This window comes from Bradyrhizobium sp. HKCCYLS3070, from assembly GCF_051167575.1.
Lineage (GTDB): Bacteria > Pseudomonadota > Alphaproteobacteria > Rhizobiales > Xanthobacteraceae > Bradyrhizobium.
In genome coordinates, this window is the sequence record NZ_JBNPTI010000006.1 from 41,532 (window position 1) to 65,984 (window position 24,453).

A 24,453-nucleotide genomic window follows, 5' to 3' on the forward strand; every position below is an offset into this window, starting at 1 on the left:
CGGCCGTCGATGAAAGGATTCCGTCTTGGCTTCTCCAGACCTTACAGCGCCACATCGCATCGCCGTCCTTGGTGCGCCGATCGATCTCGGCGCGTCGGTCCGCGGTACGCTGATGGGGCCTGCTGCGCTGCGCACCGCAGGTCTCGTCACCGTGCTGGAAAGCCTCGGGCTCGACGTCACCGACTACGGCGACGTCGGCATCGCCGACATCACGGAGCAGGTTGACGAGCCCCCGATGAAGGCCAAGCACTATCGCCAGATCCAGCGCTGGTCGCGGGTGCTGGCGCGTCGCAGTCAAGAGCTGGCGCAGACCGGCGCCATCCCGGTGTTCCTCGGCGGCGACCATTCGCTGTCGATGGGGTCTGTGAACGGGATCGCGCGCCATTGCCGCGAGATCGGGCGGGAGCTGTTCGTGCTCTGGCTCGACGCACATGCCGACTACAACACGCCTGAAACCACCATCACGGCGAACATGCACGGCATGTCCGCCGCGTTCTTGTGCGGCGAGCCGGGTCTCGATGGTCTGCTCGGCGACGAGGCACGCACGTCCATCACCCCAGATCAGTTGGAGCTGTTCGGCATCCGCTCGATCGACAGAGCGGAAAAGGAACTGCTGCGTCTCCGGCGTATCAGCATCGCCGACATGCGCGCCATCGACGAATTCGGCGTCGGCGTGCTGATGCGCCGGATCCTCGACAAGGTTCGTGCGCGGAACGGCGTCCTGCATGTGAGCTTCGATGTCGACTTCCTCGATCCCGAGGTCGCCCCCGGCGTCGGCACGACCGTACCGGGCGGCGCGACCTATCGCGAGGCGCATCTCATCATGGAGATGCTGCACGATTCCGGCCTGGTCCGTTCGGTCGACATCGTCGAGCTCAACCCGTTCCTCGACGAGCGCGGCAAGACCGCGCGCGTCGCCGTCGAACTGGTCGCCAGCCTGTTCGGTCAGCAGATCACGGACCGGCCGACGCCGAGCAATGCGATCGTTCCGGATCAATAGAGCGGATGCCTCCTCACTCGACCTCGGTGAGCCCGAGGCATCCGCGATCTCGGGCTCAGTAGCGGGCGTCGTACATCTTCGACTCGACGAAGCCGAGCAGATCGTTCGGCGCAGGCCCTGTGGCGAGCCCGTTCTGATAGGCAACGCCGGCCACCGCGGCGCCGATATAGGCAGACACCTCGCGGATGCGCGGCAGCGCCGGGTAAAGGCTGCCCTGCTCAAGATCGGCGCCGGTGACGCAGTTCGCCAGGGTATGCGCGGCGGCCATGAACATCTCGTCGGTCACCAGCCGCGCGCCGCTGGCGATGGCACCCAGGCCGACGCCGGGAAAGATGTAGGAGTTGTTGCCCTGGCGCGGCACGAAGGTCTTGCCGTCGAGCTTGACCGGATCGTAGGGGCTGCCGCAGGCGAACAGCGCGCGGCCCTGGGTATAGCGATAGGCCGACTCCGCGGAGCATTCCGCCTTCGAGGTCGGGTTGGAGAGCGCGAAGATGATGGGTCGCTCGTTCAGTTCGGCCATGGCCTGCAGCACTTCTGGCGTGAAGGCGCCGCCGACGGCCGCCACGCCGATGATCGCGGTCGGCTTCAGCGTCCTGATCGCGGTCAGGAAGTCTGCGATCGGCGCCTGGTCGTGCGCATAGCGCAGCTTGTGGCCGTGCAGGTTCTCTCGCCTCTTGATGACGAGGCCGCGCGAGTCCGTCAGCCAGTTGCGCCGCAGCGCCTCTGCTTCGGACAGGCCCTCGGCCATCATGGCGGAGACGACGAGATCCGCGATGCCGGTGGCCGCCTCGCCGGCCCCGAGGAACAGCACCGTCTGGTCGCGGAGCTTGCCGCCGGTGATGCGCAGCGCCGAAAACAGGCCGGCAAGCGCCACCGCCGCCGTGCCCTGGATGTCGTCGTTGAAGACGCAGGCGTCGTCGCGATATTTGTGCAGCAGCTTGAATGCGGCGTGATTGGCGAAGTCCTCGAACTGAATCAGCACGCCCGGGAAGGCGGCGCGGGCCGCGGTCATGAACTCGTCGACGAACGTGTCGTAGGCTTCGCCCGTAAGGCGCTTCTGGCGCAGCCCAATGTAGTAGGGGTCGGCCAGAAGCTCTTCGTTGTTGGTGCCGACATCGAGCATGACGGGCAGGCACTCTTCCGGATGGATGCCGGCGCAGGCCGAGTACAGCGACAGCTTGCCGACCGGAATGCCCATGCCGTTGGCGCCGAGATCGCCGAGCCCGAGAATGCGCTCACCGTCGGTGACGACGATGAGCTTGGCGCGATACGGCCAGTTGGCGAGGATCTCCGCGATCCGGCCGCGGTCATTGGCCGAGATGAACAGGCCGCGCGGACGCTGGAAGATCAGGCCGAATTTCTGGCAGGCGAGGCCGACGGTCGGCGTGTAGATCAGCGGCTGGATCTCGTCGATGTTGTCGCAGACCACCCGGAAGAACAGCGCTTCGTTGCGGTCATGCAGTGCGTTCAGTGCCACGTACTTCTCGAGGTCGCTGGACAGGCTGCGAAGATTGACCAGGATCCGCTCGGCCTGGGCCTGCATCGACATGACCCCGGCGGGCAGGAAGCCGCGCAGGCCGAGCGCATCGCGCTCCTGCTCGGTAAAGCCGGTGCCCTTGTTGAGCAGCGGATCGCGCAGCAGCGCAAGTCCGCGCGGAGAATAGGGGGGTAGCGTCGATGCGCTCATGCGTTGCGGCTGGGTCAAGGCAGTCTCCGAGGTCCTTTGTTCGAGCACCGCCATACCGGAGCGCGCCCGGCGTTGATCGGCATCAATCGCGGCGGGATGGCGGGAACGGGACTGTTAACACAGTTTACGTTCCGCATTGCACCAATGACGTTGTGCAACTGCGTTGCAGCCCACGCAGAGGAAAATGCGATGGCCGCTAGGCGCGGCCCGTGACGAATGACCAAAGCAGCGCCAGCACGGCGATGGCCATGATACCTGTCCCCATCCACCCCAGGGCGATCAGCCAGGTCCGTCCGCGGAAGCGGCCCATCAGCCTGGGATTGGACACGATCACCATCATCATCGCCATGATCGGCACGGCGGCGATGCCGTTGAGCACGGCGCTCCACACCAGCATGTGGATCGGGTCGATGCCGGTGAAGCCGAGCCCGAAGCCGATGATCGTGGCGGCAGCGATGATGCTGTAGAAGCCGACCGCCTCGTCCGGCTTGGCCTCCAGGGTCGCGTGCCAGCCGAAGATCTCGGCGACGGCGTATGCCGCCGAGCCCGCCAGCACCGGGATCGCCAGCATGCCGGTCCCGATGATGCCGAGCGCGAACAACAGGAAGGTGAAGTCGCCCGCGAGCGGGCGCAGGGCTTCGGCCGCCTGCGTCGCCGAGTCGATCTTGGTAATGCCATGCGCGTGCAGCACCGTGGCGGTCGTCACGATGATGAAGAACGCGATCGCGTTCGAGAAGATCATGCCGATCGTGGTGTCGATCCTGATCCGTCGGAGGTCGGGGTGGTCCTTCTTCGACAGCTCGCGCAAGGGACGGTCGACCTTGCCCTGGTTCATCTCCTCGACCTCCTGCGAGGCCTGCCAGAAGAACAGGTAGGGGCTGATGGTGGTGCCGAGCACAGCCACCACCGTCAGCAGATAGTTGGCCTCCGTCGAGAAGCTGGGCCAAACCGCCGCGAGCAGCGCCGTGCTCCAGGGCACTTTGACCATCAAGGCGGTCGCGACGTAGGCGAACAGGCTGAGGGTCAGCACCTTGATGAAGGGTGCGTAGCGGCGGTAGGGCAGGAATACTTGGAGCAGCGTCGAGCCGGCGGCGAAGATCAGCGCGTGCTCATGATTGAGACCGCCGATCACCAGCGACAGCGACTCCGCCATCGCCGCAATGTCGGCTGCGATGTTGAAGGTGTTGGCGCCGACCAGGAGCGCGACGAGGCCGAAGACGATGCCGCGTGGCGCAAGCGCGGTGATGTTGGCCGCCAGCCCTTTGCCGGTGACACGGCCAATGCGCGCGCTCACCAGCTGGATCGCGATCATGAAAGGCGCTGTCAGAAAGACCGTCCACAACAGCCCGTAGCCGAACTGCGCGCCGGCCTGGGAGTACGTCGCTATTCCCGACGGATCGTCGTCGGCGGCACCGGTCACGAGACCTGGACCCAACAGCCGGAATACGCTCCAGAGCGACCGTTTCGGCTTGTTCGGTTCAGATCCGATGGTCGTGGCCATGGCAGCGCTCCCCCGGCGGTGTATGTCTCTCGAAGTCGCACGACCCCTTTTTGTTCCCGGCTCCGGAACCGGAGGAGATTACCAGCGTTCCAGATCACGTCGGATTTCGACCAGGGGGAGCGCGTGCCGGACCAGCGACAAACAGGGCACGATCAGGAGCTCGGCATGGCCGAGCGCGAGAGGCTTTTTTCCGGAGGCAGTGAGCTGGCCGGACTGATGTTGCGGTTCGATTGGGAGAGCACCTCGATCGGACCGCCGGCGCGTTGGCCGCAGAGCCTGAAGACGGCCGTCAGGATCATGTTGACATCCCAACAGCCGATCTGGATCGGTTGGGGCAGGGAGCTGATCTATCTCTACAACGATGCTTACAAGACCATCATCGGCGGCAAACATCCGTGGGCTCTCGGCCGACCGATCTCTGCAGTCTGGCACGAGATCTGGGAGGACATCGGTCCGTTGCTGGCCAAGGCCGGCGGCGGTGATCAGGGCACCTATGTCGAGGCGCAACTCCTGATCATGGAGCGCAACGGCTTTCCCGAGGAGACGTACTACACATTTTCCTACAGTCCCATTCCGGACGACGATGGATCACCCGGAGGAATCTTCTGCGCGAACACCGATGACACTCAGCGCGTGATCAGCGAGCGCCAGCTCTCGTTGCTGCGCGAACTGGCAAATGCCGGGGCCGGGGCCCGCAGCATCGATCAGGCCTGCGCAAGCTGCGCGGACGCCTTGGCGCGGGAGTCGCGCGACCTGCCGTTCGCAATGATCTACATGACCGACCCGGACGGCGAGGCGGCGCGACTGGAGGCCCTGACCGGCATCGACCGCGATCATCCTGCCGTTCAGCCGAGGCTGAGAATTCAGCCGGAGGGAACGTGGCCTCTGGCTGAAGCGCTGAAGCTGCAGGATGCGGTGCTGGTTCGTGACCTTCCGCGGCGGTTCGGCCTCAGCTTTCCGACCGGCGGATGGCGTCAGCCGCCACAGCACGCCGTTGTGCTTCCGCTGCCCGCGTCGGGGGAAGCCGGACGGGGCGGATTCCTCATCGCAGGTCTCAATCCGTTCCGTCTCTACGACGAGAGCTATGCCCGCTTCCTGAACCTCGTCGCGGGGCAGATTGCAGCGGCCGTCAGCAATGGCGGGGCCTATCAGGCAGAGCGGCGTCGGGCGGAAGCGCTGGCCGAAATCGACCGCGCCAAGACGACGTTCTTTTCCAACATCAGCCACGAGTTTCGCACGCCGCTGACGCTGATGTTGAGCCCGCTGGAAGACCTGCTCGGCCGCGACGAGGCCCAACTCACCTCCGACGCGCGATCCGTCCTCAGCCTGATCCACCGCAACGGCATTCGCCTGTTGAAGCTCGTGAACACTCTGCTCGACTTTTCGCGCATCGAGGCCGGCCGCATGACCGCGCACTTCGAGCCGATCGATCTTGCGGTTTTCACGGCCGAGCTCGTGTCCAACTTCCGCTCGGCGACGGATCCTGCCGGCCTGCGTCTCACCATCGACCCCACGCCCCTGTCCGAGCCGGTGTATGTCGACCGCGACATGTGGGAGAAGATCGTTCTCAATCTGGTGTCGAATGCGTTCAAGTTCACCTTCGAAGGTGAAATCGCGGTGTCGATCGGCTTGTCCACTGACGGCAATCATGCCGAGCTCAGGGTTCGCGACACCGGCACCGGCATCCCGCCCAGTGAACTGCCGCACCTGTTCGAACGGTTCCGTCGCATCGAAGGCGCGCGCGGCCGATCCTTCGAGGGCAGCGGCATCGGTCTCGCTCTCGTTCAGGAGCTGGTGAGGCTTCATGGAGGGGAGATCGCTGTAGACAGCGAGCTCGGCCGCGGCTCGGTTTTCACCGTGCGAATTCCGCTAGGCTCGGCGCATCTGCCAGCGGGCCAGATCGGACCTTCCCGTGTCCTGGCCGTTACCAACGTCCGTGCCGAAGCCTACATCGAGGAGGCGCTCGGGTGGTTGAACGGCGGTGTGCCGTTCGAGCTTCCTCACCCGTCATCATCCGACGACCTGGGAGTTCGCTCCGCGACGGCATCGGCCCGTGATCGCGTGGTGCTCGCGGACGACAATCCTGATATGCGCGACTACGTCCGCCGTCTGCTCGGCGAGGATTATGACGTGGAGGCGGTCAGCGATGGCATGGCGGCCCTGGAGGCCGTCCGACAGCGCCGCCCCGATCTCGTGCTGACCGACGTCATGATGCCGGGGCTCGACGGCTTCGGCCTGCTGAAAGCGCTGCGTAGCGATGCGCAGCTTCGCGACATTCCTGTGGTCATGCTGTCGGCGCGCGCCGGAGAGGAGGCCAAGGTCGAGGGGCTTGATGCCGGGGCGAGCGACTATCTCACCAAGCCGTTCAGCGCGCGCGAGCTGCTGGCGCGGGTGCGCGCCAATATCGATCTGTCGCGGGTGCGGCACGAGGCCGAGATCGCGCTGCGTGAGCTGAACGAGCGTCTGGAGACGCAGGTCTCCGAGCGTACCGCGGAGCTGCAGGCCAAGGAGGCGCGGCTGCGGACGATCTTCGAGGCGAGCTACACGTTCCAAGCGCTGCTCTCGTCCGATGGGACGCTTCTGGACGCCAATGCGACCTCGCTCGAAGCGATCGCTGCGCCGCTGCACGAGGTCGCGGGGCTGCCATTCTGGGAGACGCCGTGGTTTGCGGGTACGCCCGGCATGCCCGAGGTGATCAGATCCCTGGTCGACGCCGTCGCTCGCGGCGACGGGGCGCGCCAGGAGCTGCAGCTCGAACTGCCGGTCGGCGGCTCGCGCTGGTTCGACTTCCAGATGCGGCCGGTGCGGGACGAGACCGGACAGGTGGCCGCCATCGTGCCCGAGGCGGTCGAGCTGACCGAACGGCGCAAGGCGGAGGAAGCATTCCGCCAGGCCCAGAAGATGGAGGCGATCGGCCAGCTCACCGGCGGCGTCGCGCACGACTTTAACAATCTGCTGACCGTGATCCGGTCGTCGGCCGACCTGTTGCGCCGGCGCCAGCTGTCCCCGGAGCGCATGCGGCGCTACGTGGATGCGATCTCGGACACGGCGGATCGCGCCGCCAAGCTCACCGGACAGTTGCTCGCCTTCGCGCGGCGGACGCCGATGGAGCGCCGCGTCTTCGATGCCGCGGGGCATATCGAGCGGATCGAAGAGATGCTGCAGACCGTCCTCGGAGCGCCGGCCGTGATCGAACTCGACCTCGCATTGCGGCCGCTTCCGGTCGACGTCGACATCAATCAGTTCGAGACGGCGCTCGTGAACCTCGTCGCCAATGCGCGTGATGCGATGGAGGGGCAGGGCGTCCTGACCATTCGCGGCGAGATCGTCCGAGAGGACGGTCAGTCCGGGCAGTCGTCGTTCGTCTCCATCGCCGTCAGCGACACCGGATCCGGCATTCCTCCGGATCAGATCGACCGAATCTTCGAGCCGTTTTTCACCACCAAGGGCGTTGGGCGCGGCACCGGCCTCGGCCTGTCTCAGGTCTACGGCTTCGTTCATCAGTCCGGTGGACGGGTGCTGGTCGACAGCGAGCTCGGCAAGGGCACGAAGCTGACATTGTTGCTCCCGCTGACGCACAAGCCGCTGGGACCGCGCGAGCGGAGCGAGCAGGGTCCCGAACAGCTCGCCGCGCGCTGGAATGTGCTGGTCGTCGAGGACAATCCGGAAATCGGCGAGTTCTCCACGCAGTTGCTCGAGGATCTCGGCTACCGAACGGTGCTCGCGCGCAGCGGAACGGATGCGCTGCGGATGATCGACGAGGATCCCGAGAGCTTCGATCTCGTGCTCAGCGACGTCGTGATGCCCGGCATGGACGGGGTGACGCTCGGCCAGGAAATCCGCCGGCGGCTGCCGATGATCCCGATCGTGCTCAACAGCGGCTACAGCCATGTCCTCGCCGACGGCGACCGCCACGGTTTCAGCCTGATCCAGAAGCCTTACTCGGTCGACGAGCTGTCGCGCGTGCTGCGGCAGGTCATGGCCGCGCGAGCCGCAGGCGCGAAGCCGGCGTCGTCGGCATGAGAACCGCGGCAGCTTTCCCCTGACCATGGTGGGCCTCGCGCGATCCGCACTTGAAGGATCGCGCCGGACCGGCGTATTTTCGGTCTCCGGGGGAAGTCTCATGGCAGACGAGAAATGGCGGCTGCGTGGCGGTCGGGCGCAGCGGCGGATATTCGCTCTTGTCTCGGGCGCGGCGCTGGTGACGAGCGGCGGCGCCCTTGCCAAGGACGATGAGGCGGACGCGCCGGCGCCGGGCCTTGCCAACGTCTACATCGATTTCCGCACGAACTACGCCTATGTGCCCGGCGGAGCATTGTCGACGGGCCTTGGCGACACCTCCCTGTTCGGAACTCTGTCGCAGCTCGCGACCTTGCGCAAGCTGCTCGACCGTCCAGCCTTGCCAGGACGGCCGCAACTGTCGGCTCCGACCAACCAGGGCCTTGGCGTCGACGTTCCGCTCACGGTCGATCTCGGCGACGCGTTGTCGCTCTACGCGGGCTTCACCGGCAGCACGTCGTACAACGGCCTGTCCGGCTGGTCCGACGTGGCGGTCACGAGCTGGTTCCTCGGCTTCCAGGCCGATGTCTATCAGCAGAACGGCGGCGCGCTTCCGACGCTCACCTTGCAGTCGACGCTGACCCGGTCGGTGCCGGACGCGCCGTTGGCGACGACCTCGTTCAACACCGTCATCGAAGCCAAATACGCGCTCGATCCGGATGAGATGAAAGGCTGGCTCGCCGGCGTTCAATATACCCATGTCGAGGTCGACTCAGTGCTAGCGCATGTCGGCAGCACGACGGCGGGCTATGTCGGCGGCTTCTATCAGTGGGAGAACAACTGGAAGGTCTCCGCGCGCGTCGGCCTCCAGTCGTTCGGCGGTGCGCAGCTGCTTGCTGTCACGCCGATCGCGCCCTACACGCAGCCGCTGGTCAGGCTGGATCTCGACCGCATGGACGATGACGACAACCGGCTGTTCGGCATCACCGCGCAGATCGCCTGGGCGCCGAAGCCGGTCTACCAGCTGACGGTGAGAACGCCGCTCTACGCGATCAAGAACTGACGGGTTGATCGAAGCTTCGCGCCGGCTCGTGTCAGCGCATGCTCACGAACTTGCCCCAGAGGGCGGCCAGCAACGCGCCCGTCATCATGTAGTGCGGCTTGTCGCAGAACAGGCTGCCATATTGACAGACATCGGCGCCGACCGCTCCGAGCTGGTGCTGGCTCGCCACATAGAACAGGGCGGACAAGCCGGCGAGCACGACCGCAACGACATACATCGGAAGATCTCCTCCGCCGGCCGCGCCCGACGGGCTGAAGTTGCGTTGCCGGCCGGCGCAACTATCTGCGCTTGACACGTCGGGCAAATCAGGCGCATTTTGCCATCGTCGAAGAAATCATAGAGCCCGCGCCGCGAACTCGGCAGCGGGCTTTTTGTTCGCTCGGACCGGATTTGGAGCGGCGGTTATCGAAATCGCAAGGCCTGACTGCTGCATTTCGATCAAATTTGACACGTCGGGCAAATCACCGGCATAGTGTTATTATCGAATTTTCCGAAAAGATGATGTCGGGTTGTCCACGGGCATTTGACGTGAGCAGCGCAGGCCGGCATCGGCTGTCGACCATGATCGCCGGCAATTCATCGCGCGCCGGCGCGAAGACAACTTCGAACATCCGGTTACTCGCTGGCCCGCGCGAACGGGCCGGCGCGTGGGCGTGGCGACCGTCGCTCCGCCCGCAGCGGTCCCTTGTTTGAGCCGAGGGATAGGGTTCGCGCCTGAAACGATCGCGCGTTCGGCTGCGATCTGCCGCACTTTTCCTTCGCCCAGGAGAGAGGGGAAGATGACCGCCTATCTCATCGCGCTCGCCCTGATCGGCCTGGTGATGATCGCAGCCGCCGATGCGATCTCGTGACGATCACCAACCTCGCATTCATCATCCATGATACCGGACTTGACCATGTCGAAGACGATCACCGAAATTCGCTCGATGGCCCGCAGCCACACCAAGACGGCGATCAATACGCTGGTTGGCGTGATGCGCTCGCCGAAGGCGACACATGCCGCGCGCGTGTCCGCCGCCAACGCCATCCTCGACCGCGGTTGGGGGAAGGCGCCTCAGGCGCTGCAGAACAGCGAGGACGGCGCCCTCGAGCTGATCCACCGCATCGAGCGTGTCATCGTGCATCCGGATGGAGAGGACGATGCACAGGAGGATGAGTGATCCCGGTGGTGGGTGAGGCGTGTGCGCTCGTACGATCGGAAGATCGACGTTCAATTGAGTGGCGGCTTGCTGTTCACCCCGGCTTCCGCGACGGTGGCGAAACCAGATCAAAACGCGTCGGCCCGAAATAGTGTGTCAAGACGGACTCAGCGCCCAAACAAGTAGGAAAAGTCGGAGCCGGCCGACTTGACGCCGACGCGCGTCTGTTCGAGCTTTGTTCTCGATGCGAACGTCGCCCCGCGTCGTTTCTTTCCGTGGGAAATCGCAGTCTGGATATCTTCGGGTCATCAACATGATTGCATCAGCATGGTCTCGGCCGGCGCGAGTTGTGAGTGTCTTGAAGCGGCTGCTTGCTCTCTGGCTGTTGCTCTTCGGATTATCGTGCCGCGCGGCTGTCGCAAGCGATGTCCTCATCAGCTATGCGGTTGAAGCCAAGGGAGAGACGGACAGCGGCAATCTCAACGATTGCGAAAAGGTCGGCGTATGCCGCTTCCACGCTGCCGGTCTGGACGTTGAAATCGTCCTCTATTCAGAAGCAGGCGTTGCCATGCTGGAGATGATTGTCAAAGGACCGCCTGACTGCTGTTATACCTTCGAGGCCAAAGAGCAATTTCGAGCGACCATCAAACCCGGCCTGACGCGGTTGGAGATCTATCAGCGCATGTGGTCACCGCACGATGATTTCGTCAGGACCCCATTCTCGTGGAATGGACGGATTGGAACCGTCTATCTCGCATTCTTACAAAAGCGCTTGGCGAAGTAATCGGGCGCGTGGGAGCTGGCCGTTGACAATTCCTCCGTAATCTGATGTTCTGTTTTTGTTCCAGGGGAGCTCAGCTCGTGCGACTGTCCTCGTTCGCCCCTCGCCTCAGAGGCTGGAGGCCGTCGGATGACACTTGTCGCGACGAGCCTCAGCACTTCGGTAGCCCGCATGCGTTGCGCGGTAGAGGAGGCGTATTGTGCGACCTAATAAGGGGGGACTGATCGCTTCGGCCCTCTACGCCGTGCACTTTCTGGTGTTCAGCTGCCTGTCATATTTCGCCGGCTTGAAGTCAAGCGTATTGCTGGCCGAAATGGCTGTTCTTCCGGCCGGGATGATCCTTGGTTGGTTGTGGCCAGCCTTGGGTCTTCACGATCCGCCCTTCGATATCGATAGTTGGATGAATAGCTATCTCTTCTATTTCCCCGTAAGCCTGCTTGTGTCGTATCTTTTCGGATGGATGCTTCATAGTCTCTGGCGTCTGGCTGTCAGACGCATTGGTCCTGGCCTGGACCGGATCGACGCCCGTTTGATCAAACGATTCCATCGGGATTAGTCGCACGACGCGACGACCGGTGGCCTCGTTGCGCGGCGAGCGCCGATCCGCATAGCGGCGCAGGACGGACTGCCCGCTCCAACATTCGCGGTCGCAAGATGAATGAGCCCGACGCTGAGCCGCCGGCGTCGTTCATATGGATAGCTGCGCCACCACGTCGCGTCCAACTGCGCTCGCGGCGAGCAGGCAGCGTTCATTCAACAATCTCTATCAACACAAACGGAGGCGACTATGGCCGCTCGACACTCGCTCACATTTCAGATCAATCCCGGCCTGCCGGGGCACGCCGCCGTCGTCGTCAATGATCCGACCGGGCAGGTGTATGCGGGATTCGGGCCAGAGCATCATGGTTCGATTTCTGACAAGGGAAGATTCGACGCTCATTCGATGCAGGATGGAAAGGCGCCACCGAACGACTTTTCCAGCGTTGCGGATGAGGGCCAATACGCAACGTTCACAGTTCCAATCACCGAACGGCAAGCGGATCTCGCCCGTGGGGAGATCGCAAAGCTCAGTGCCGAGCCTCTCTTTTACAATGGCTGGGATCTTGCTCGTTTTTCACAAGACCCCCGCATCTGTACTTCGATCGTGAACCGGATCACCGAAGCTGCAGGTCTCGGAAAGCACCTCTATCCGGTTCCGCAAGCCAACTACGAGTATCTGTCCGACATAGCCGACACGTTGGGGAAGGATCCAAAAGCGCGGAGATTGGCACGAACCGGATTGCCAGTTCCTGACGCCCTTCGTGGAATTCAGAAGGACTACGCCTACGTCGGCGGTGGAGCGGACACTCCTTCCGAGCGATTGGGACGGTTTCCCGGTCAATCAAACAGCGGCGCGCGATCCGTGCCCGCCGCCCTCTTCGATGAGCGGTTTGGAGACTGGATCAATCCGGTGGAAGGAGCCGCCGTGCCAAGGCAGGCCGAGTCGGGCTTCACCATCGAGGACAAGCGTCAGCCCGTACGCCGTCTTCGATCGCGGCAGTCGACTCCGACGGATCAATCCGTATTCGATGCTGGGGCTCCGCCCGTGCCCTTCCTGTCGGGCCCGTGGACCGCGCAGCCGCCCGGCAGAAGCAGGTGATCATTGTCTACGCTGAAAATCCTCACCGCAAGAGTGTTCGAGCCACTGCTCGCGCCGGCTCGCTACAAGGGCGCGTTCGGTGGGCGTGGCTCGGGCAAGTCGCACTTCTTCGGCGAACTGCTGGTCGAGACCTGCCAGGCCGAACGAGGTACGCTCGCCGTCTGCATTCGCGAGGCGCAACGCACCTTGGCGCAATCATCCAAGCGGCTGATCGAGGACAAGATCGCGGCGCTCGGCCTCGGCCAAGGCTTTCGGTCGTTCAGCGACCGCATCGCGACGCCGGGCGACGGGCTCATCATCTTTCGCGGCATGCAGGATCACACCGCGGAATCGATCAAGTCGCTGGAGGGATTTCGCATCGCCTGGATCGACGAGGCACAGACCCTGAGCGCGCGCTCGCTGGCGTTGCTGCGGCCGACGATCCGCGCGCCGCGCTCGGAACTGTGGGCGAGTTGGAATCCTCGCCGCAAGTCGGATGCCGTCGACGATTTCCTGCGCAGCCGCAAGCCGGACGGGGCGGTCGTGGTGAAGGCGAATTGGCGCGACAACCCGTGGCTTCCGGCGGTGCTTGACGAAGAGCGCCGACTCGACCTCGCGCTCTATCCCGACCGTTACGAGCACATTTGGGAGGGCGACTACGTGCGCGCGTTCGAAGGAGCCTATTTCGCCGATCTGCTGGCGCAAGCGAAGCGCGACGGGCGGATCGGCAAGCTGGCGGCGGATCCGCTGCTGCCGTTGCGCGCCTTCGTCGATATCGGGGGCGCCGGCGCCACAGCCGACGCGTTCACGATCTGGATCGTGCAGTGGGTCGGCAACGAAATGAGAGCCGATTTCCAGCACCTGCGGCGCTGGCGCAAGAGCGTGGAGCAGGCTCAGAGCTATACGTTCAAGGCCGTCATCACGGTCATCGCGACCGGTCTGATCGGTGCGATCTGGCTCGGCATCAAAGTCGTGCTCGGAAGGTGATGCCGTGCCAGCCAGGATCTCACGGCGAGGCCGCCGCTTCCGCATCAGGGAGGTCGACGCTTGCGAGCCTGACGTCCTCGACACCTTGAAGGAGCTCCATGCGCGCACATTCCTCGATTGCGCGCCTCTGCCCGATTTCGAGAGCGGACAATGGTGGATATCGACCGAGCTCGGACGGCCCGTCGCCTTTGCAGGAATGGTGCCGTCATCCCTCGGCAAAGGCATAGCCTATCTTTCGAGGGTTGGTGTTCTCCAAGAGCGATGTGGTTACGGCCTGCAGCGGCGGCTGATGCGTGCGATCGAACTGCGCGCGCGTCGCTCGGGCCTGGATTGCATCGTTTCGGACACGACCTGCAACATTGTCTCCGCGAACAATTCCATTCGGTGCGGATATGTGTTGTTCCAACCGGGCCGGCCCTGGGCCTGGGGGAACTCGCTCTATTGGCGCAAGATGATCGGCCGGTGAGCTGTCGACCGACGCCTCATGCAGATTGCATTGCGCTGCAGCAGAATTAAGCCGGTCCGACAGCTCCGACCCGGGCCTTTTTTTGCGGCCGTCGTTGAGCTAACCATGCGTTGTCGGACGTTGGAGACAAGCCGCGCCCGGCAGTTAACGGAAGATCGCTTCAGACGATCAAAGCAGCGGGAAGGACTCTGGGATGCCGGCCGAGGTCACCCTGCCAGAGCGTGCGCCACGGCCGCCTGACGCGCCAACCGCGCTGGCGGGTCTGCTGGTGATCGACTTCACGCGCGTTGTCGCAGGGCCGGCGTGTACACAGACGCTGGCCGATTTCGGCGCCGAGGTGATCAAGATCGAGCAGCCGCTCACGGGAGACGATACCCGCGCATACGAGCACGCCGAGCTCGGCGGAGAGAGCGCGGCGTTCCTCAGCCTCAACCGGAACAAGCGCGGTATGGTGTTGGATCTCACGATACCGCAGGCCAGAGACGTCGCTCGTGCGCTGATCGCCAAGGCCGACATCGTCGTGGAGAATTTCTCGTCGTCCGTCATGGAGAGGTTCGGGCTGGACTATCAAACACTGTCCAGCACCAATCCCGGGCTGATCTATTGCTCGATCTCGGCCTACGGACGCTCAGGTCCATTCGCGTGGCGATCAGGGTTCGATCCAATCACCCAGGCGGAAAGCGGGTTCATGTCCCTCAACGGTTTCGCCGACGGTCCGCCGGTGCGGACCGGTCCTCCGATCGTTGATCTGGCCACCGGCATGTCCGCCTGCAATGCCATCCTGCTGGCACTTGCCGCCCGGCAGCGGCTCGGTCGCGGGCAGCACGTCGAAGTGGCGCTGTTCGACATCGCCTTGGCGATGACGGGCTTCTCCGGAATGGCGTATTTGATGAGCGGCGTGAACCCCACGCGAACGGGCAATTCGCCGAACGACTCTCCGACGGTCGGCGTCTTTGAAGCGTCAGATGGCCCGCTCTACATCGCATGTGCCAACGATCGACTCTACCGCCGGTTGGCAACGGAGGTACTTGGTCGTCCGGATCTCCTGAGCGATCCTCGCTTTGCCACGCGAAGAGCGAGATGGGTCAACCGTGCGCAACTGCGCGGCCTCATCGCCGACATCCTTGCCGCGGAACGGATGGATGTCTGGATATCTCGGATGAACCAGGCTGGAGTTCCGGTTGGACACGTTCGAACGGTCGAACAGGCGTTCAACGCGGCCGAGGTCCGGATGCGCGACCGCACCTGTCGTATTCCGCACCCGACGGCAGGCTCGATACCCAACGTCGAGCCGGCAATCACCATGAAGCTCACACCGACCGTCGAGCCCACGGCGGCGCCGCGGCTGGGAGAGCATACGGCCGCAATTCTGCGCGACAGGCTTCGGTACACCGAGCAGGAGATCGAAGCCCTGCGTCAGGTAGGGGCGTTCGGACGCAACGATCCGGGAGCCTAAGGCATCGTCACTGGTGCCGGACACGGAAGAAGAGCGGCAGCGTCCTCAGCAGCCATCAGCCGGCTTTGGCCATCTCATCGTCTTCCGGTGAGTTCAGATACATGCCCGACATGGTGTCGACCCAGCACAGATGATCATGCACCTTCTTGACGCCAGAGATGTTCTCGGTGGCAACGATCGCCGCCTGCCGCGACCGCTCTTCGGTAATGACGCCGCTCAGATGAACGATACCGTCCTTGACGATGACGGACAATCCGAACGGGCACCAGTCGTTCTTCTCGAGGGCGTCGATCACGCGGTTGCGGATGTGATCGTCGTCGGCCGTTGGATCTGGAACCTGCCGCCCGAGCGCGGCAACCGCTTGCAGCAGGTTCGCCCGTGACACGATGCCGATCACCCGGTCTCCCTTGACCACGGGCAACCGCTTCACGTGGTTCTTTTCCATCAGTTCCACGATCTCAGCCAGCGCGGCGTCTTCGGTGATCGTCAAGGGAGACTTGGTCATCACCTCTGACACTTTGCGACCATGCTCGTGGACGAAGTCGGCGGCCGACTTTCCGGGCCCGAGAATGAATCGCAGCCAACGGCCGCGCTTTCGCCCAGTGCCGATCTCCGTTCGGCGAATGAAATCGCCTTCCGAGACGACGCCCACCAGCTTTCCGCCGGGGTCGACCACTGGAAGGCCGCTGACGTGCCGTTGAAGCATGATATTTGCCGCATCCACGATGGAAGTGTCAGGGGTCACAGTGATGACGGGACGGGTCATGATCTGATGGGCGCGCATAGCGAACTCCAATGTCAAAGGCTAAGAAAAAGTAACCCGCTGCGACGGTCTTGAATTGACGCAGGTCAAAGGAGGTGCCGCCGCCGTCATTGACGCAGCTCAAGGTCTTGGCATTGAATTGCAGCTATAAAGCATTCTGATCCAGCGAGAGGAGAGGTGCCCATGTCCGAGTTCTCCGGGACCAAGATCCTGGCCGACGAAACGGCCGAACTGTCCGAACGTGTCGCTCTCTCCAACAAGCACGCACTTGAGCTGCTAGTTGGTTCGCAGCAGATCGTCATGGAGGAGGTTCTGTTTGCCAGCAACGAAGTGCTGGATCGCGCGCGTACGGAGACGCATCTGCTGGCCGAGTTCGTGTCGAAGCTGGCTGGCGTGCATTCCGTGATGGGAATCCAGGCGATGGTTCAGGAATGTGGACGGCATCAGATTGATTTCGTCAGGCGGGATTGCGATCGACTCTTCAAGCACGGGCAACGCCTGATTGATGCCAGCGTGAATCTTATGGGGCAACGGTGGCGAAACTGAAGAGTGCGGGTGTGTCGCGTCTCGAGGCGCGGGAGCGTGAGAGAATAACCGACAACGACCGGAGCAAGGCCGTTGTCTCCGTAGAGACCTCTTTGAAGCCGGCGGGGGGGCTCGCTACATCGAACGCAAGGTCGCTCTGTCAGGAAGCCGACGCGGGCTCCGGGGCATTTCGGCGCGAGGACCACGAGCTGGACAAGGCGTTCAGCGCGATGCTGGCTCGACTCACCGCGGGGATATCGCCGGCTGCTCTGTCGATGGCGTATCTGGATTGGGTGTGCCATCTGGCGGCTGCGCCTCAGCGTCAAATCGAGATCGTCCGAGACGCCTGGAACGGCGCGAAGCTGGTTGCCGAACGGTCATTGCATTTTGCGGATCCCAATCGCGGTCCTTGGGATCTGATCAGGCCGCAGGCCAACGATCATCGCTTTTCCAAGCCGCAATGGACGGCCCAACCGTTCAACTTGTTCGCCCAGGCGTTCCTGCTTGGAGAAGATTGGTGGCACAAGGCGACCACCGGCATTCGTGGTGTCGACCCCGCCAACGAAGCCGTCGTCGACTTTTCAATTCGTCAACTGCTCGACATTTTAGCGCCATCGAACTTTGCAGCGACCAACCCGGAAGTTCTGGAAAGGACGTTTCAAAGCGGTGGCGAGAACCTGATCTTCGGCTGGCAGAACTGGCTCGCCGATATCATGCAGGTGATGCAGCCGGGAAAGATATCGAGCAATGGTGAGTTCGTCGTCGGCAAGACTGTCGCGACGGCACCGGGCAAGGTTGTGCTTCGCAATCAGTTGATTGAGCTGATTCAATACATGCCGACGACCGAGAAGGTGCGACCAGAGCCGGTCCTGATCGTACCGGCTTGGATCATGAAGTATTACATCCTGGATCTGTCGCCGCACAATTCGCTGGTCCGATACCTGACCGACCAGGGCTTTACGGTTTTCATGATCTCCTGGCGAAACCCCGGAGCGGAAGACCGGGATCTTGCGTTTGACGACTACCGCTCGCTGGGCGTCATGGCTGCCCTGGACATGATCGGAACGATCATTCCGAATACGCCGGTCCATGCCGCAGGCTATTGTCTCGGGGGAACGCTTCTTTCGATCACGGCGGCAGCCATGGCACGGGATGGCGACCAGCGTCTGAAGACAATCACGCTGTTTGCGGCCCAGACCGATTTCACGGAAGCGGGAGAGCTGACGCTCTTCATCAATGAAAGCCAGGTCGCCTTTCTCGAAGACATGATGTGGGAGCGTGGATATCTCGATACCACCCAGATGGCGGGCGCATTTCAATTGCTGCGCTCCAACGATCTGATCTGGTCTCGTGTCTCGCGCGACTATCTTCTCGGCGAGCGCGCAAACCCGAGCGACTTGATGGCATGGAACGCAGATGCGACGCGGCTGCCGTATCGGATGCACTCCGAATATCTGCGCAAGCTCTTCCTGAACAACGATCTCGCCGAGGGGCGGTATCGGGTCGAGGGGAAGCCTGTTTCGCTCTCCGATATCCACACGCCGATGTTCGTCGTCGGGACGCTGCGTGATCACGTTGCGCCTTGGAAATCGACGTACAAGGTCCATTACGAGGTTGATGCTGACGTCACTTTCGTGCTCGCGAGCGGCGGCCACAATGCCGGCATCGTGTCGCCGCCGGGCGAGCAGGGGCGCTCCCATCAGATGCGGACCAAGGCTGCCGACGCTCCTTATCTCGGGCCGGACGAGTGGCAGAGCAGCTCTCCAAAGCTGGAGGGATCGTGGTGGCCGGCCTGGACAACATGGCTCGGACAGCAGTCGGGAGCGCCGGGCGCGCCGCCGCAAGTCGGGACAGATCGTTCGAATGATCTTGGAGACGCGCCGGGCGACTACGTGCACACGTGATCGCCGCATGTTGCGGCCAAGGAGCACCATCCCGTCGGACTTAGGCGCTGGCCCGGAGCAATGAAAGGCTTCGGTCCAATGTCGTCTCAGCCGTGCCTGACGCATCGACCTGGAGCCAATCGAGACCACCGATATCGTAGTGTTCCTGATCCTCGGCAACCCCGACCGTTGCATCGGACGCATCGGCGACTCGATGGTGAATCCGCTCCTGCCGGCTGCGCAAATCTGCAACGAGGAAGAGGCCGGCAAAGGGCACCTTCAGCCGTTTCGCGAGATCATGGATCTCCTGCCGTTCATCCGAACGTGCAAACACGGCGTCGATGATCACCGTGAAACCTTGTGAGAGCACGCGGCTGGCCCGCGTCGTCAACTCTCGATAGACTCGTGCACTCGATTCCGGCGTATAGGCCTCAGCTGGGAGGCGTTCGGTTTCCTTCACGCCAGACAGTTGCTTGCGCAGCACATCGCTGCGCAACACGATTGCTCCCGGTGGAGGAACCAAGAGAGGAGCGAGAGTCCGGGCGAGCGCAGATTTCCCCGTTCCCGACAGGCCTCCGACCGCGATCATCCTCGGCTCCGCCGGCCGAATCAGGCTGCGCGCAAGTTGAAAGTAGCTCTCTGCGGTCTCGATCGTTGCGGAGCGATCTGCGTCCGAGTGTTCAGCATCAAGGCGGTCGAACCTTGCGACAAAGACTTGTGCACGGATGGCGGCCCGGATCGCCATGAACAGAGGCAGAGCAGCCAATCCTTCGGTCTGGTCGGGCGCTGCGGTCGAGAGGTAGCGGTTCAAGAGGTGGCTTGCAGCGACCGGCTGCGCGAAGTGCAAGAGGTCCATCAGTGGAAAGGCGAGGTCGTACAGGACGTCGATCGTGGCTATTCGGTCGTCGAACTCGATGGCGTCGAACAGCACCGGCTTGTCGTCAATGAGGACAATGTTGGCCAGATGGAGGTCGCCATGGCAGCGTTTCACGTGCCCGTCCTTTGCACGTTGCTCGAGCAGGGGGCGGAGCCGCGCGAAGGCCGAGTGGCAAAGGACGCGGAGTTCTTCGACCTCCGTTTCGCCAAATCGCGAGACTGTCCGAAAGCTGGCGACGAATGCGTCGATCCAGATTGGAATGGACTCCGTCCACAGATTGGAGGAGCTCCGAACGGCGACTGCATGCGACGCTGCGATCGTCTCTGCCAGACGCTCGCCCAATCCGACGTCCAACTGCTGGCGGCGAGAAAGATGATCAAGCGTCTGGCTGTCATCGAAGCGACGCATCTCGACGGCATATTCGACCGGAGTGCCGGATCCACCGACATCGAATGACCCGTCTGGCGCCTTGGTGATGGCGACGACACGCAGATAGATGTCCGGAGCAAACGGGTGATTGATCTCCATTTCCTTTACGCACGCGGCCTTGCGCCGATCGAGCGTCGAATAGTCCAGAAATGGCAGCCGAACGGCGCGCTTGATCTTCAGGGCGCGGTCGCCGATCAGAAACACGGAAGCCGCGTGCGTGTCGATCCGGCGGACACCTGGATGTCGGGCGGTATTGCCCAAGAAGGAGAAGACCAGTTCCTGATCGGATGGTGATGCCATGGGCGGTGTTGCCACGTTCAATTCAAAAGTCCGGGATGAGCACCGCCGCGCCGACGACGTCACCCCGCCTCAGGCGAGCCAGAACGTCATTTGCGTCGGACAGCGGATAGGGCGTCGTATGGGTCCGTATTTGAGCCTGCTGCGCGACTCGCAGGAAATCGAGACCGTCTTGCCGCGTCAGGTTGGCGACGGACACCACCTGGCGTTCGCCCCAGAGGAGGGAATACGGGAACGTCGGAATGTCGCTCATATGGATACCTGCGCAGACCACCCGGCCGCCCTTCCGAACAGCCCGCAGAGCGGCCGGAACGAGCTCGCCAGCCGGCGCGTAGATGACGGCCGCATCCAGAGCAACATCGGGACGCTGGCCCGCCGCTCCGGCCCATGTGGCGCCAAGTTGGCGCGCCAAATCCTGCGCAGCCTCGTCGTGCTCGCGGGTGAACGCATAGATCTGGCGCCCCTGCCAGCGGGCCACCTGGGCAACGATGTGACCGGCCGCGCCGAATCCGTAGATGCCAAGCCTCTCGGCGTTCCCTGCCATGACCAGGGATCGCCAGCCGATCAGGCCGGCGCACAACAGCGGTGCGGTGGCGACGTCATCCTCCAGACCTCCGAGCGGGAACGCATAATTTGCGTCGACGACGGTGTGGGTCGCATAGCCGCCATCGCGCGTATAGCCGGTAAACGTCGGCTGGTCGCAGAGATTTTCCATGCCACGTGCGCAGAACGTGCAGTGGCCGCATGTGTGCCCCAGCCATGGAATTCCGACGCGCTCGCCGAGCCTGTGCGTCGTCACACCAGGACCAATCTGATCGACATGACCGACGATCTCGTGTCCGGGGATGATCGGATACCGGATGTCGGGGAGCTCACCGTCGAACACATGCAGGTCAGTGCGACACACACCGCATGCCCTGACCTTGACGCGGATCTCACCGGGACCAGGATCGGGGTCCGCGAGTGTCTCGGGCTGCAGAGGCGCTCCAGGCTTTCGCAGAACCATCGCTCGCATCGGAGAGCCTCCCGGACGAATTTGCAGGGTAATAAGATAATCAGCCCGGCAATCGTTTGATGCTCATCAAGGACTTGGTTCGAATACTGCGGCCTACCGAGCAGAGCCGGCAGGTGCGGTCGGGGAACGGAGCGGTATTGCATCCGTCACTATGCTGGGATGATAAGTCGCGCTAGACCCGCTGCGGATTGAAACTAAGATCAATCTCCGGGATTCACCCGCCTTTCACCAACTGATGTTGGACGTGCAAATGTCGACCTACCGATTGCGGAACCTGCTTTTGCCTCGCTCCATCGCTCTGATCGGAGGGAGTCCGCGACCGAACTCGGTAGGGAAGGCCATTCTCGACAATATCGTCAAGGCGCGGTTCGAGGGCAAGCTTGGCCTGGTCAATTCCCGCTATCGGGAAATATCCAACATCGCAGCCGTTGGCAGTCTCGCCGAATTGGCGTTTGTGCCGGAACTTGTGGTGATCACGACGCCACCCCCTTCGATCCCGGATCTCATTCATCGCGCAGGCGCGTTGGGGACGGCAGGGGCTCTGATCATTACCTCGGGTCTCGGGCACGGAGAGGGGTCCCTCGCCGATCAGGCAGAGAAGGCAGCGCAGAAATACGGCATGCGTCTCATTGGGCCGAACTGTCTCGGCATCATGATGCCGACCATCAAGCTCAATGCGAGCTTTTCGGCGCACATGCCGGTTGCAGGCAGCCTGGCGCTCATTTCACAGTCCGGCGCTATCGCGGCGGGGATGGTAGATTGGGCTGCTCAGCGCGGTGTTGGGTTTTCTGGAATCGTCTCGATCGGCGATCAGTTGGACGTCGATCTCGCAGATCTTCTTGACCACTTCGCGCTGGACGGTGGGACCCGCGCGATCCTGCTCTACATCGAAGCCGTCAAGGACGCTCGAAAGTTCATGTCCGCGGCGCGAGCGGCGGCAAGGGTCAAGCCGGTTGTGGTCGTGAAATCGGGCCGCGGTGCCGTCGGTGCGCAAGCTGCCGCGACACATACGGGCGCGCTGGCGGGAGCGGATGCCGTCTACGATGCGGCTTTTCGCCGGGCCGGCGTTCTGCGGGTCTCCGATCTGCGCGAGTTGTTCGACTGCGCCGAAACGCTGGGGCGGGTGGAGTCGCCCATGGGCAAGAGGCTCGCCATTCTCACGAATGGCGGCGGGATCGGCGTGCTCGCGGTGGATCGACTGGTCGAGCTCGGAGGCGTGCCTGCCGCACTCTCGCCGGTCGTCCACGACAAACTCGACGCCATCCTGCCGCCGACCTGGTCCGGATCCAACCCGGTCGACATCGTCGGCGATGCCGATGCTGCACGCTACACGCTCGCGCTCGAGGCGCTGCTCGCCGATCGAGCCAACGATGCAATTCTCGTCATGAACGTTCAGACCGCGATTGCATCCGCGAGCGCCATTGCCACGGCTGTCACCGAGTTCGTCAGTACCTATCGAAAGCAGCACCGGCGCTGGGCAAAGCCGGTTCTGGCGGCATGGGTCGGTGCGGAGCAGTCGGTCATCGAGACCTTGAGCGGGGCAGGAATTCCGAACTACCCAACGGAGGATGATGCCGTTCGCGGCTTCATGCATCTCGTTCGTCATCGGGAGGTGGTCGAATCGCTTGCCGCTGTGCCGCCGGCCATGCCGAGCTCTTTTGCGCCCGACGTCGAGGCAGCCCGCAGAATTGTAGCGACAGCCCTCGCCGACGGGCGGACCTGGCTCGATCCGGTCGAGATCAGTCGCCTGCTGGAGGCCTATGATATTGCGATGGTTCCGACGTTCGCTGCGTCCTCGGTCGACGAGGCGGTCGGATATGCGGAGCAGTTGTTCGCTCAAGGCACAACTGTCGTGCTCAAGATCTTGTCGAGAGATATCATTCACAAATCCGACGTCGGCGGTGTCGTGCTCAATCTCACTACGGCCGAGGCCGTGCGTAACGCCGCGAACGAGATCATGGCCCGCGCGAAGGCCGTTCGGCCCGACGCACGGATTTCCGGCGTGATCGTGCAAGCCATGATCGTCCGCGCCAAGGCGAGGGAGCTGATCATGGGCATTGCCGACGATCCGACCTTCGGAACCGTGATCGTGTTCGGCAGGGGCGGTACCGCCGTCGAGATCATCAACGACAAAGCGCTCGGTCTGCCTCCGCTCGATCTCCATCTGGCGCGAAACCTCATCGAGCGGACGCGCGTCTCACGATTGCTGCGCGCCTATCGTGATGTCCCAGCGGTCAAGCCCGATGCAGTCGCACTGGTGCTGGTCAAGCTTGCGCAGCTTGCAGCAGACGTTCCGGAGATTCGCGAACTCGATATCAATCCGCTGCTCGCCGACGAGAGCGGCGTCATGGCCGTCGATGCGCGCGTCGCCGTCGGCAGGGTTCCGCCGAAATTCAAAGGCTCTGGTCCGTCGAATTTCGCCGTTCGGCCCTATCCGAGCCAATGGGAACGGCATCTCCAGGTCAAGGACGGCTGGCGGATCCTTGCGCGGCCGATCCGACCCGAGGATGAGCCAACCATTCATGAGTTCCTCAAGCATGTCACTGCGGAAGACCTGCGTCTTCGATTCTTTGCTCCAATGAAGGAGTTCACGCACGAGTTCATCGCGCGCCTGACGCAGCTCGACTATGCGCGCGCGATGGCTTTTGTGGCTCTCGATGAAGCGACAAACGAACTGGTCGGCGTCGTGAGGATTCACTCCGACTCGGTTTACGAGAGCGGGGAATACGCGATCCTGTTGCGGTCGGATCTCAAGGGACGCGGACTCGGCTGGGCATTGATGCAGCTGATCATCGAATACGCCAAGTCGGAGGGCCTGAAGATGATCTCCGGCGACGTCCTGCAGGAGAATGTCGTCATGCTGGAGATGTGTAGGAATCTCGGTTTCGAGGTCAAAACCGATCCAACCGAGCGCGACCTTTGCAATGTCAAACTCAGGCTCTAAGCTCAGATCTTCGGTGTCCTCTC

Annotated in this window: 18 protein-coding genes and 1 pseudogene; 12 read left to right on the forward strand and 7 right to left on the reverse strand. The window is 63.0% G+C overall.

Annotated elements, in window-relative coordinates; translation table 11 throughout:
- Positions 1 to 25 precede the first annotated feature (25 nt).
- Positions 26 to 1,000 carry an arginase gene (gene rocF / locus ACQR03_RS20125; RefSeq protein ID WP_315825134.1) on the forward strand — a complete coding sequence of 325 codons (975 nt, stop codon included), beginning with the start codon at positions 26 to 28 and terminating at the stop codon, positions 998 to 1,000.
- A 55-nt stretch (positions 1,001 to 1,055) separates the two neighbouring features.
- On the opposite strand, the gene ACQR03_RS20130 is transcribed toward rocF, so the two are convergent.
- Positions 1,056 to 2,687: an NAD-dependent malic enzyme gene (locus ACQR03_RS20130; protein WP_434841850.1), complete on the reverse strand. Its 1,632-nt coding sequence runs from the start codon at positions 2,685 to 2,687 to the stop codon at positions 1,056 to 1,058.
- A 196-nt stretch (positions 2,688 to 2,883) separates the two neighbouring features.
- Positions 2,884 to 4,188, reverse strand: a complete 1,305-nt coding sequence (locus ACQR03_RS20135) for an NRAMP family divalent metal transporter (RefSeq protein ID WP_316201808.1) — start codon at positions 4,186 to 4,188, stop codon at positions 2,884 to 2,886.
- A 165-nt stretch (positions 4,189 to 4,353) separates the two neighbouring features.
- On the opposite strand from ACQR03_RS20135, the gene ACQR03_RS20140 reads away from it, so the two are divergent.
- Positions 4,354 to 8,211: an ATP-binding protein gene (locus ACQR03_RS20140; RefSeq protein ID WP_434841791.1), complete on the forward strand. Its 3,858-nt coding sequence runs from the start codon at positions 4,354 to 4,356 to the stop codon at positions 8,209 to 8,211.
- A gap of 100 nt (positions 8,212 to 8,311) precedes the next feature.
- On the forward strand, positions 8,312 to 9,250 hold the full coding sequence (locus tag ACQR03_RS20145) for a hypothetical protein (protein WP_315753499.1): 939 nt from the start codon (positions 8,312 to 8,314) through the stop codon (positions 9,248 to 9,250).
- Positions 9,251 to 9,281: 31 nt separating this feature from the next.
- Here ACQR03_RS20145 and ACQR03_RS20150 read toward each other — a convergent pair whose 3' ends face one another.
- A complete protein-coding gene (locus ACQR03_RS20150) occupies positions 9,282 to 9,467 on the reverse strand; it encodes a hypothetical protein (protein ID WP_315753501.1) in 186 nt (61 codons plus the stop codon).
- Positions 9,468 to 10,146: 679 nt separating this feature from the next.
- Here ACQR03_RS20150 and ACQR03_RS20155 point away from each other — a divergent pair.
- Entirely contained in the window at positions 10,147 to 10,410 is a 264-nt protein-coding gene (locus ACQR03_RS20155; RefSeq protein WP_316169731.1) for a hypothetical protein, read from the forward strand.
- 337 nt (positions 10,411 to 10,747) lie between these two features.
- Complete coding sequence (locus tag ACQR03_RS20160) at positions 10,748 to 11,173, forward strand: hypothetical protein (RefSeq protein ID WP_434841792.1); 426 nt, start codon at positions 10,748 to 10,750, stop codon at positions 11,171 to 11,173.
- A 289-nt stretch (positions 11,174 to 11,462) separates the two neighbouring features.
- On the opposite strand, the gene ACQR03_RS20165 is transcribed toward ACQR03_RS20160, so the two are convergent.
- Complete coding sequence (locus tag ACQR03_RS20165) at positions 11,463 to 11,717, reverse strand: hypothetical protein (protein ID WP_434841793.1); 255 nt, start codon at positions 11,715 to 11,717, stop codon at positions 11,463 to 11,465.
- A gap of 240 nt (positions 11,718 to 11,957) precedes the next feature.
- Here ACQR03_RS20165 and ACQR03_RS20170 point away from each other — a divergent pair, with 240 nt between their 5' ends.
- The 4 genes and pseudogenes from ACQR03_RS20170 to ACQR03_RS20185 all read left to right on the forward strand — a co-directional run bounded on the left by ACQR03_RS20170 (position 11,958) and on the right by ACQR03_RS20185 (position 15,697).
- Positions 11,958 to 12,809 carry a hypothetical protein gene (locus ACQR03_RS20170; protein WP_434841794.1) on the forward strand — a complete coding sequence of 284 codons (852 nt, stop codon included), beginning with the start codon at positions 11,958 to 11,960 and terminating at the stop codon, positions 12,807 to 12,809.
- A gap of 33 nt (positions 12,810 to 12,842) precedes the next feature.
- A pseudogene (locus tag ACQR03_RS20175) lies at positions 12,843 to 13,367 on the forward strand (phage terminase large subunit); the annotation flags it as partial.
- Between the two features lie 412 nt (positions 13,368 to 13,779).
- Positions 13,780 to 14,241, forward strand: a complete 462-nt coding sequence (locus ACQR03_RS20180) for a GNAT family N-acetyltransferase (protein ID WP_315753505.1) — start codon at positions 13,780 to 13,782, stop codon at positions 14,239 to 14,241.
- A 193-nt stretch (positions 14,242 to 14,434) separates the two neighbouring features.
- Positions 14,435 to 15,697 (forward strand): CaiB/BaiF CoA transferase family protein, encoded by a 1,263-nt coding sequence (locus ACQR03_RS20185; protein ID WP_315712958.1) that lies wholly within the window; start codon positions 14,435 to 14,437, stop codon positions 15,695 to 15,697.
- Positions 15,698 to 15,752: 55 nt separating this feature from the next.
- Here ACQR03_RS20185 and ACQR03_RS20190 read toward each other — a convergent pair whose 3' ends face one another.
- A complete protein-coding gene (locus tag ACQR03_RS20190) occupies positions 15,753 to 16,481 on the reverse strand; it encodes a CBS domain-containing protein (protein ID WP_315753506.1) in 729 nt (242 codons plus the stop codon).
- Between the two features lie 162 nt (positions 16,482 to 16,643).
- Between ACQR03_RS20190 and ACQR03_RS20195 the strand changes: the two genes are divergently transcribed.
- Positions 16,644 to 17,006, forward strand: coding sequence for a hypothetical protein (locus ACQR03_RS20195; RefSeq protein WP_315825132.1), 363 nt, complete (start codon positions 16,644 to 16,646; stop codon positions 17,004 to 17,006).
- A gap of 209 nt (positions 17,007 to 17,215) precedes the next feature.
- Positions 17,216 to 18,889 carry a PHA/PHB synthase family protein gene (locus ACQR03_RS20200; protein ID WP_409998682.1) on the forward strand — a complete coding sequence of 558 codons (1,674 nt, stop codon included), beginning with the start codon at positions 17,216 to 17,218 and terminating at the stop codon, positions 18,887 to 18,889.
- A gap of 40 nt (positions 18,890 to 18,929) precedes the next feature.
- On the opposite strand, the gene ACQR03_RS20205 is transcribed toward ACQR03_RS20200, so the two are convergent.
- Entirely contained in the window at positions 18,930 to 20,474 is a 1,545-nt protein-coding gene (locus ACQR03_RS20205) for an AAA family ATPase (protein ID WP_434841795.1), read from the reverse strand.
- Between the two features lie 22 nt (positions 20,475 to 20,496).
- Positions 20,497 to 21,486 (reverse strand): zinc-dependent alcohol dehydrogenase family protein, encoded by a 990-nt coding sequence (locus ACQR03_RS20210; protein WP_315753513.1) that lies wholly within the window; start codon positions 21,484 to 21,486, stop codon positions 20,497 to 20,499.
- Positions 21,487 to 21,736: 250 nt separating this feature from the next.
- Here ACQR03_RS20210 and ACQR03_RS20215 point away from each other — a divergent pair, with 250 nt between their 5' ends.
- Positions 21,737 to 24,430: a bifunctional acetate--CoA ligase family protein/GNAT family N-acetyltransferase gene (locus ACQR03_RS20215; protein ID WP_315712948.1), complete on the forward strand. Its 2,694-nt coding sequence runs from the start codon at positions 21,737 to 21,739 to the stop codon at positions 24,428 to 24,430.
- Positions 24,431 to 24,453: the final 23 nt, after the last annotated feature.

Bases quoted from the DNA above. Each gene is read 5' to 3' on its own strand.
- ACQR03_RS20130 (WP_434841850.1), bottom strand. From the start codon at position 2,687: ATGAGCGCATCGACGCTACCCCCCTATTCTCCGCGCGGACTTGCGCTG.
- ACQR03_RS20135 (WP_316201808.1), bottom strand. From the start codon at position 4,188: ATGGCCACGACCATCGGATCTGAACCGAACAAGCCGAAACGGTCGCTC.
- ACQR03_RS20140 (WP_434841791.1), top strand. From the start codon at position 4,354: ATGGCCGAGCGCGAGAGGCTTTTTTCCGGAGGCAGTGAGCTGGCCGGA.
- ACQR03_RS20145 (WP_315753499.1), top strand. From the start codon at position 8,312: ATGGCAGACGAGAAATGGCGGCTGCGTGGCGGTCGGGCGCAGCGGCGG.
- ACQR03_RS20150 (WP_315753501.1), bottom strand. From the start codon at position 9,467: ATGTATGTCGTTGCGGTCGTGCTCGCCGGCTTGTCCGCCCTGTTCTAT.
- ACQR03_RS20155 (WP_316169731.1), top strand. From the start codon at position 10,147: ATGTCGAAGACGATCACCGAAATTCGCTCGATGGCCCGCAGCCACACC.
- ACQR03_RS20165 (WP_434841793.1), bottom strand. From the start codon at position 11,717: ATGGAATCGTTTGATCAAACGGGCGTCGATCCGGTCCAGGCCAGGACC.
- ACQR03_RS20170 (WP_434841794.1), top strand. From the start codon at position 11,958: ATGGCCGCTCGACACTCGCTCACATTTCAGATCAATCCCGGCCTGCCG.
- ACQR03_RS20185 (WP_315712958.1), top strand. From the start codon at position 14,435: ATGCCGGCCGAGGTCACCCTGCCAGAGCGTGCGCCACGGCCGCCTGAC.
- ACQR03_RS20190 (WP_315753506.1), bottom strand. From the start codon at position 16,481: ATGCGCGCCCATCAGATCATGACCCGTCCCGTCATCACTGTGACCCCT.
- ACQR03_RS20195 (WP_315825132.1), top strand. From the start codon at position 16,644: ATGTCCGAGTTCTCCGGGACCAAGATCCTGGCCGACGAAACGGCCGAA.
- ACQR03_RS20200 (WP_409998682.1), top strand. From the start codon at position 17,216: ATGCTGGCTCGACTCACCGCGGGGATATCGCCGGCTGCTCTGTCGATG.
- ACQR03_RS20205 (WP_434841795.1), bottom strand. From the start codon at position 20,474: ATGGCATCACCATCCGATCAGGAACTGGTCTTCTCCTTCTTGGGCAAT.
- ACQR03_RS20210 (WP_315753513.1), bottom strand. From the start codon at position 21,486: ATGCGAGCGATGGTTCTGCGAAAGCCTGGAGCGCCTCTGCAGCCCGAG.
- ACQR03_RS20215 (WP_315712948.1), top strand. From the start codon at position 21,737: ATGTCGACCTACCGATTGCGGAACCTGCTTTTGCCTCGCTCCATCGCT.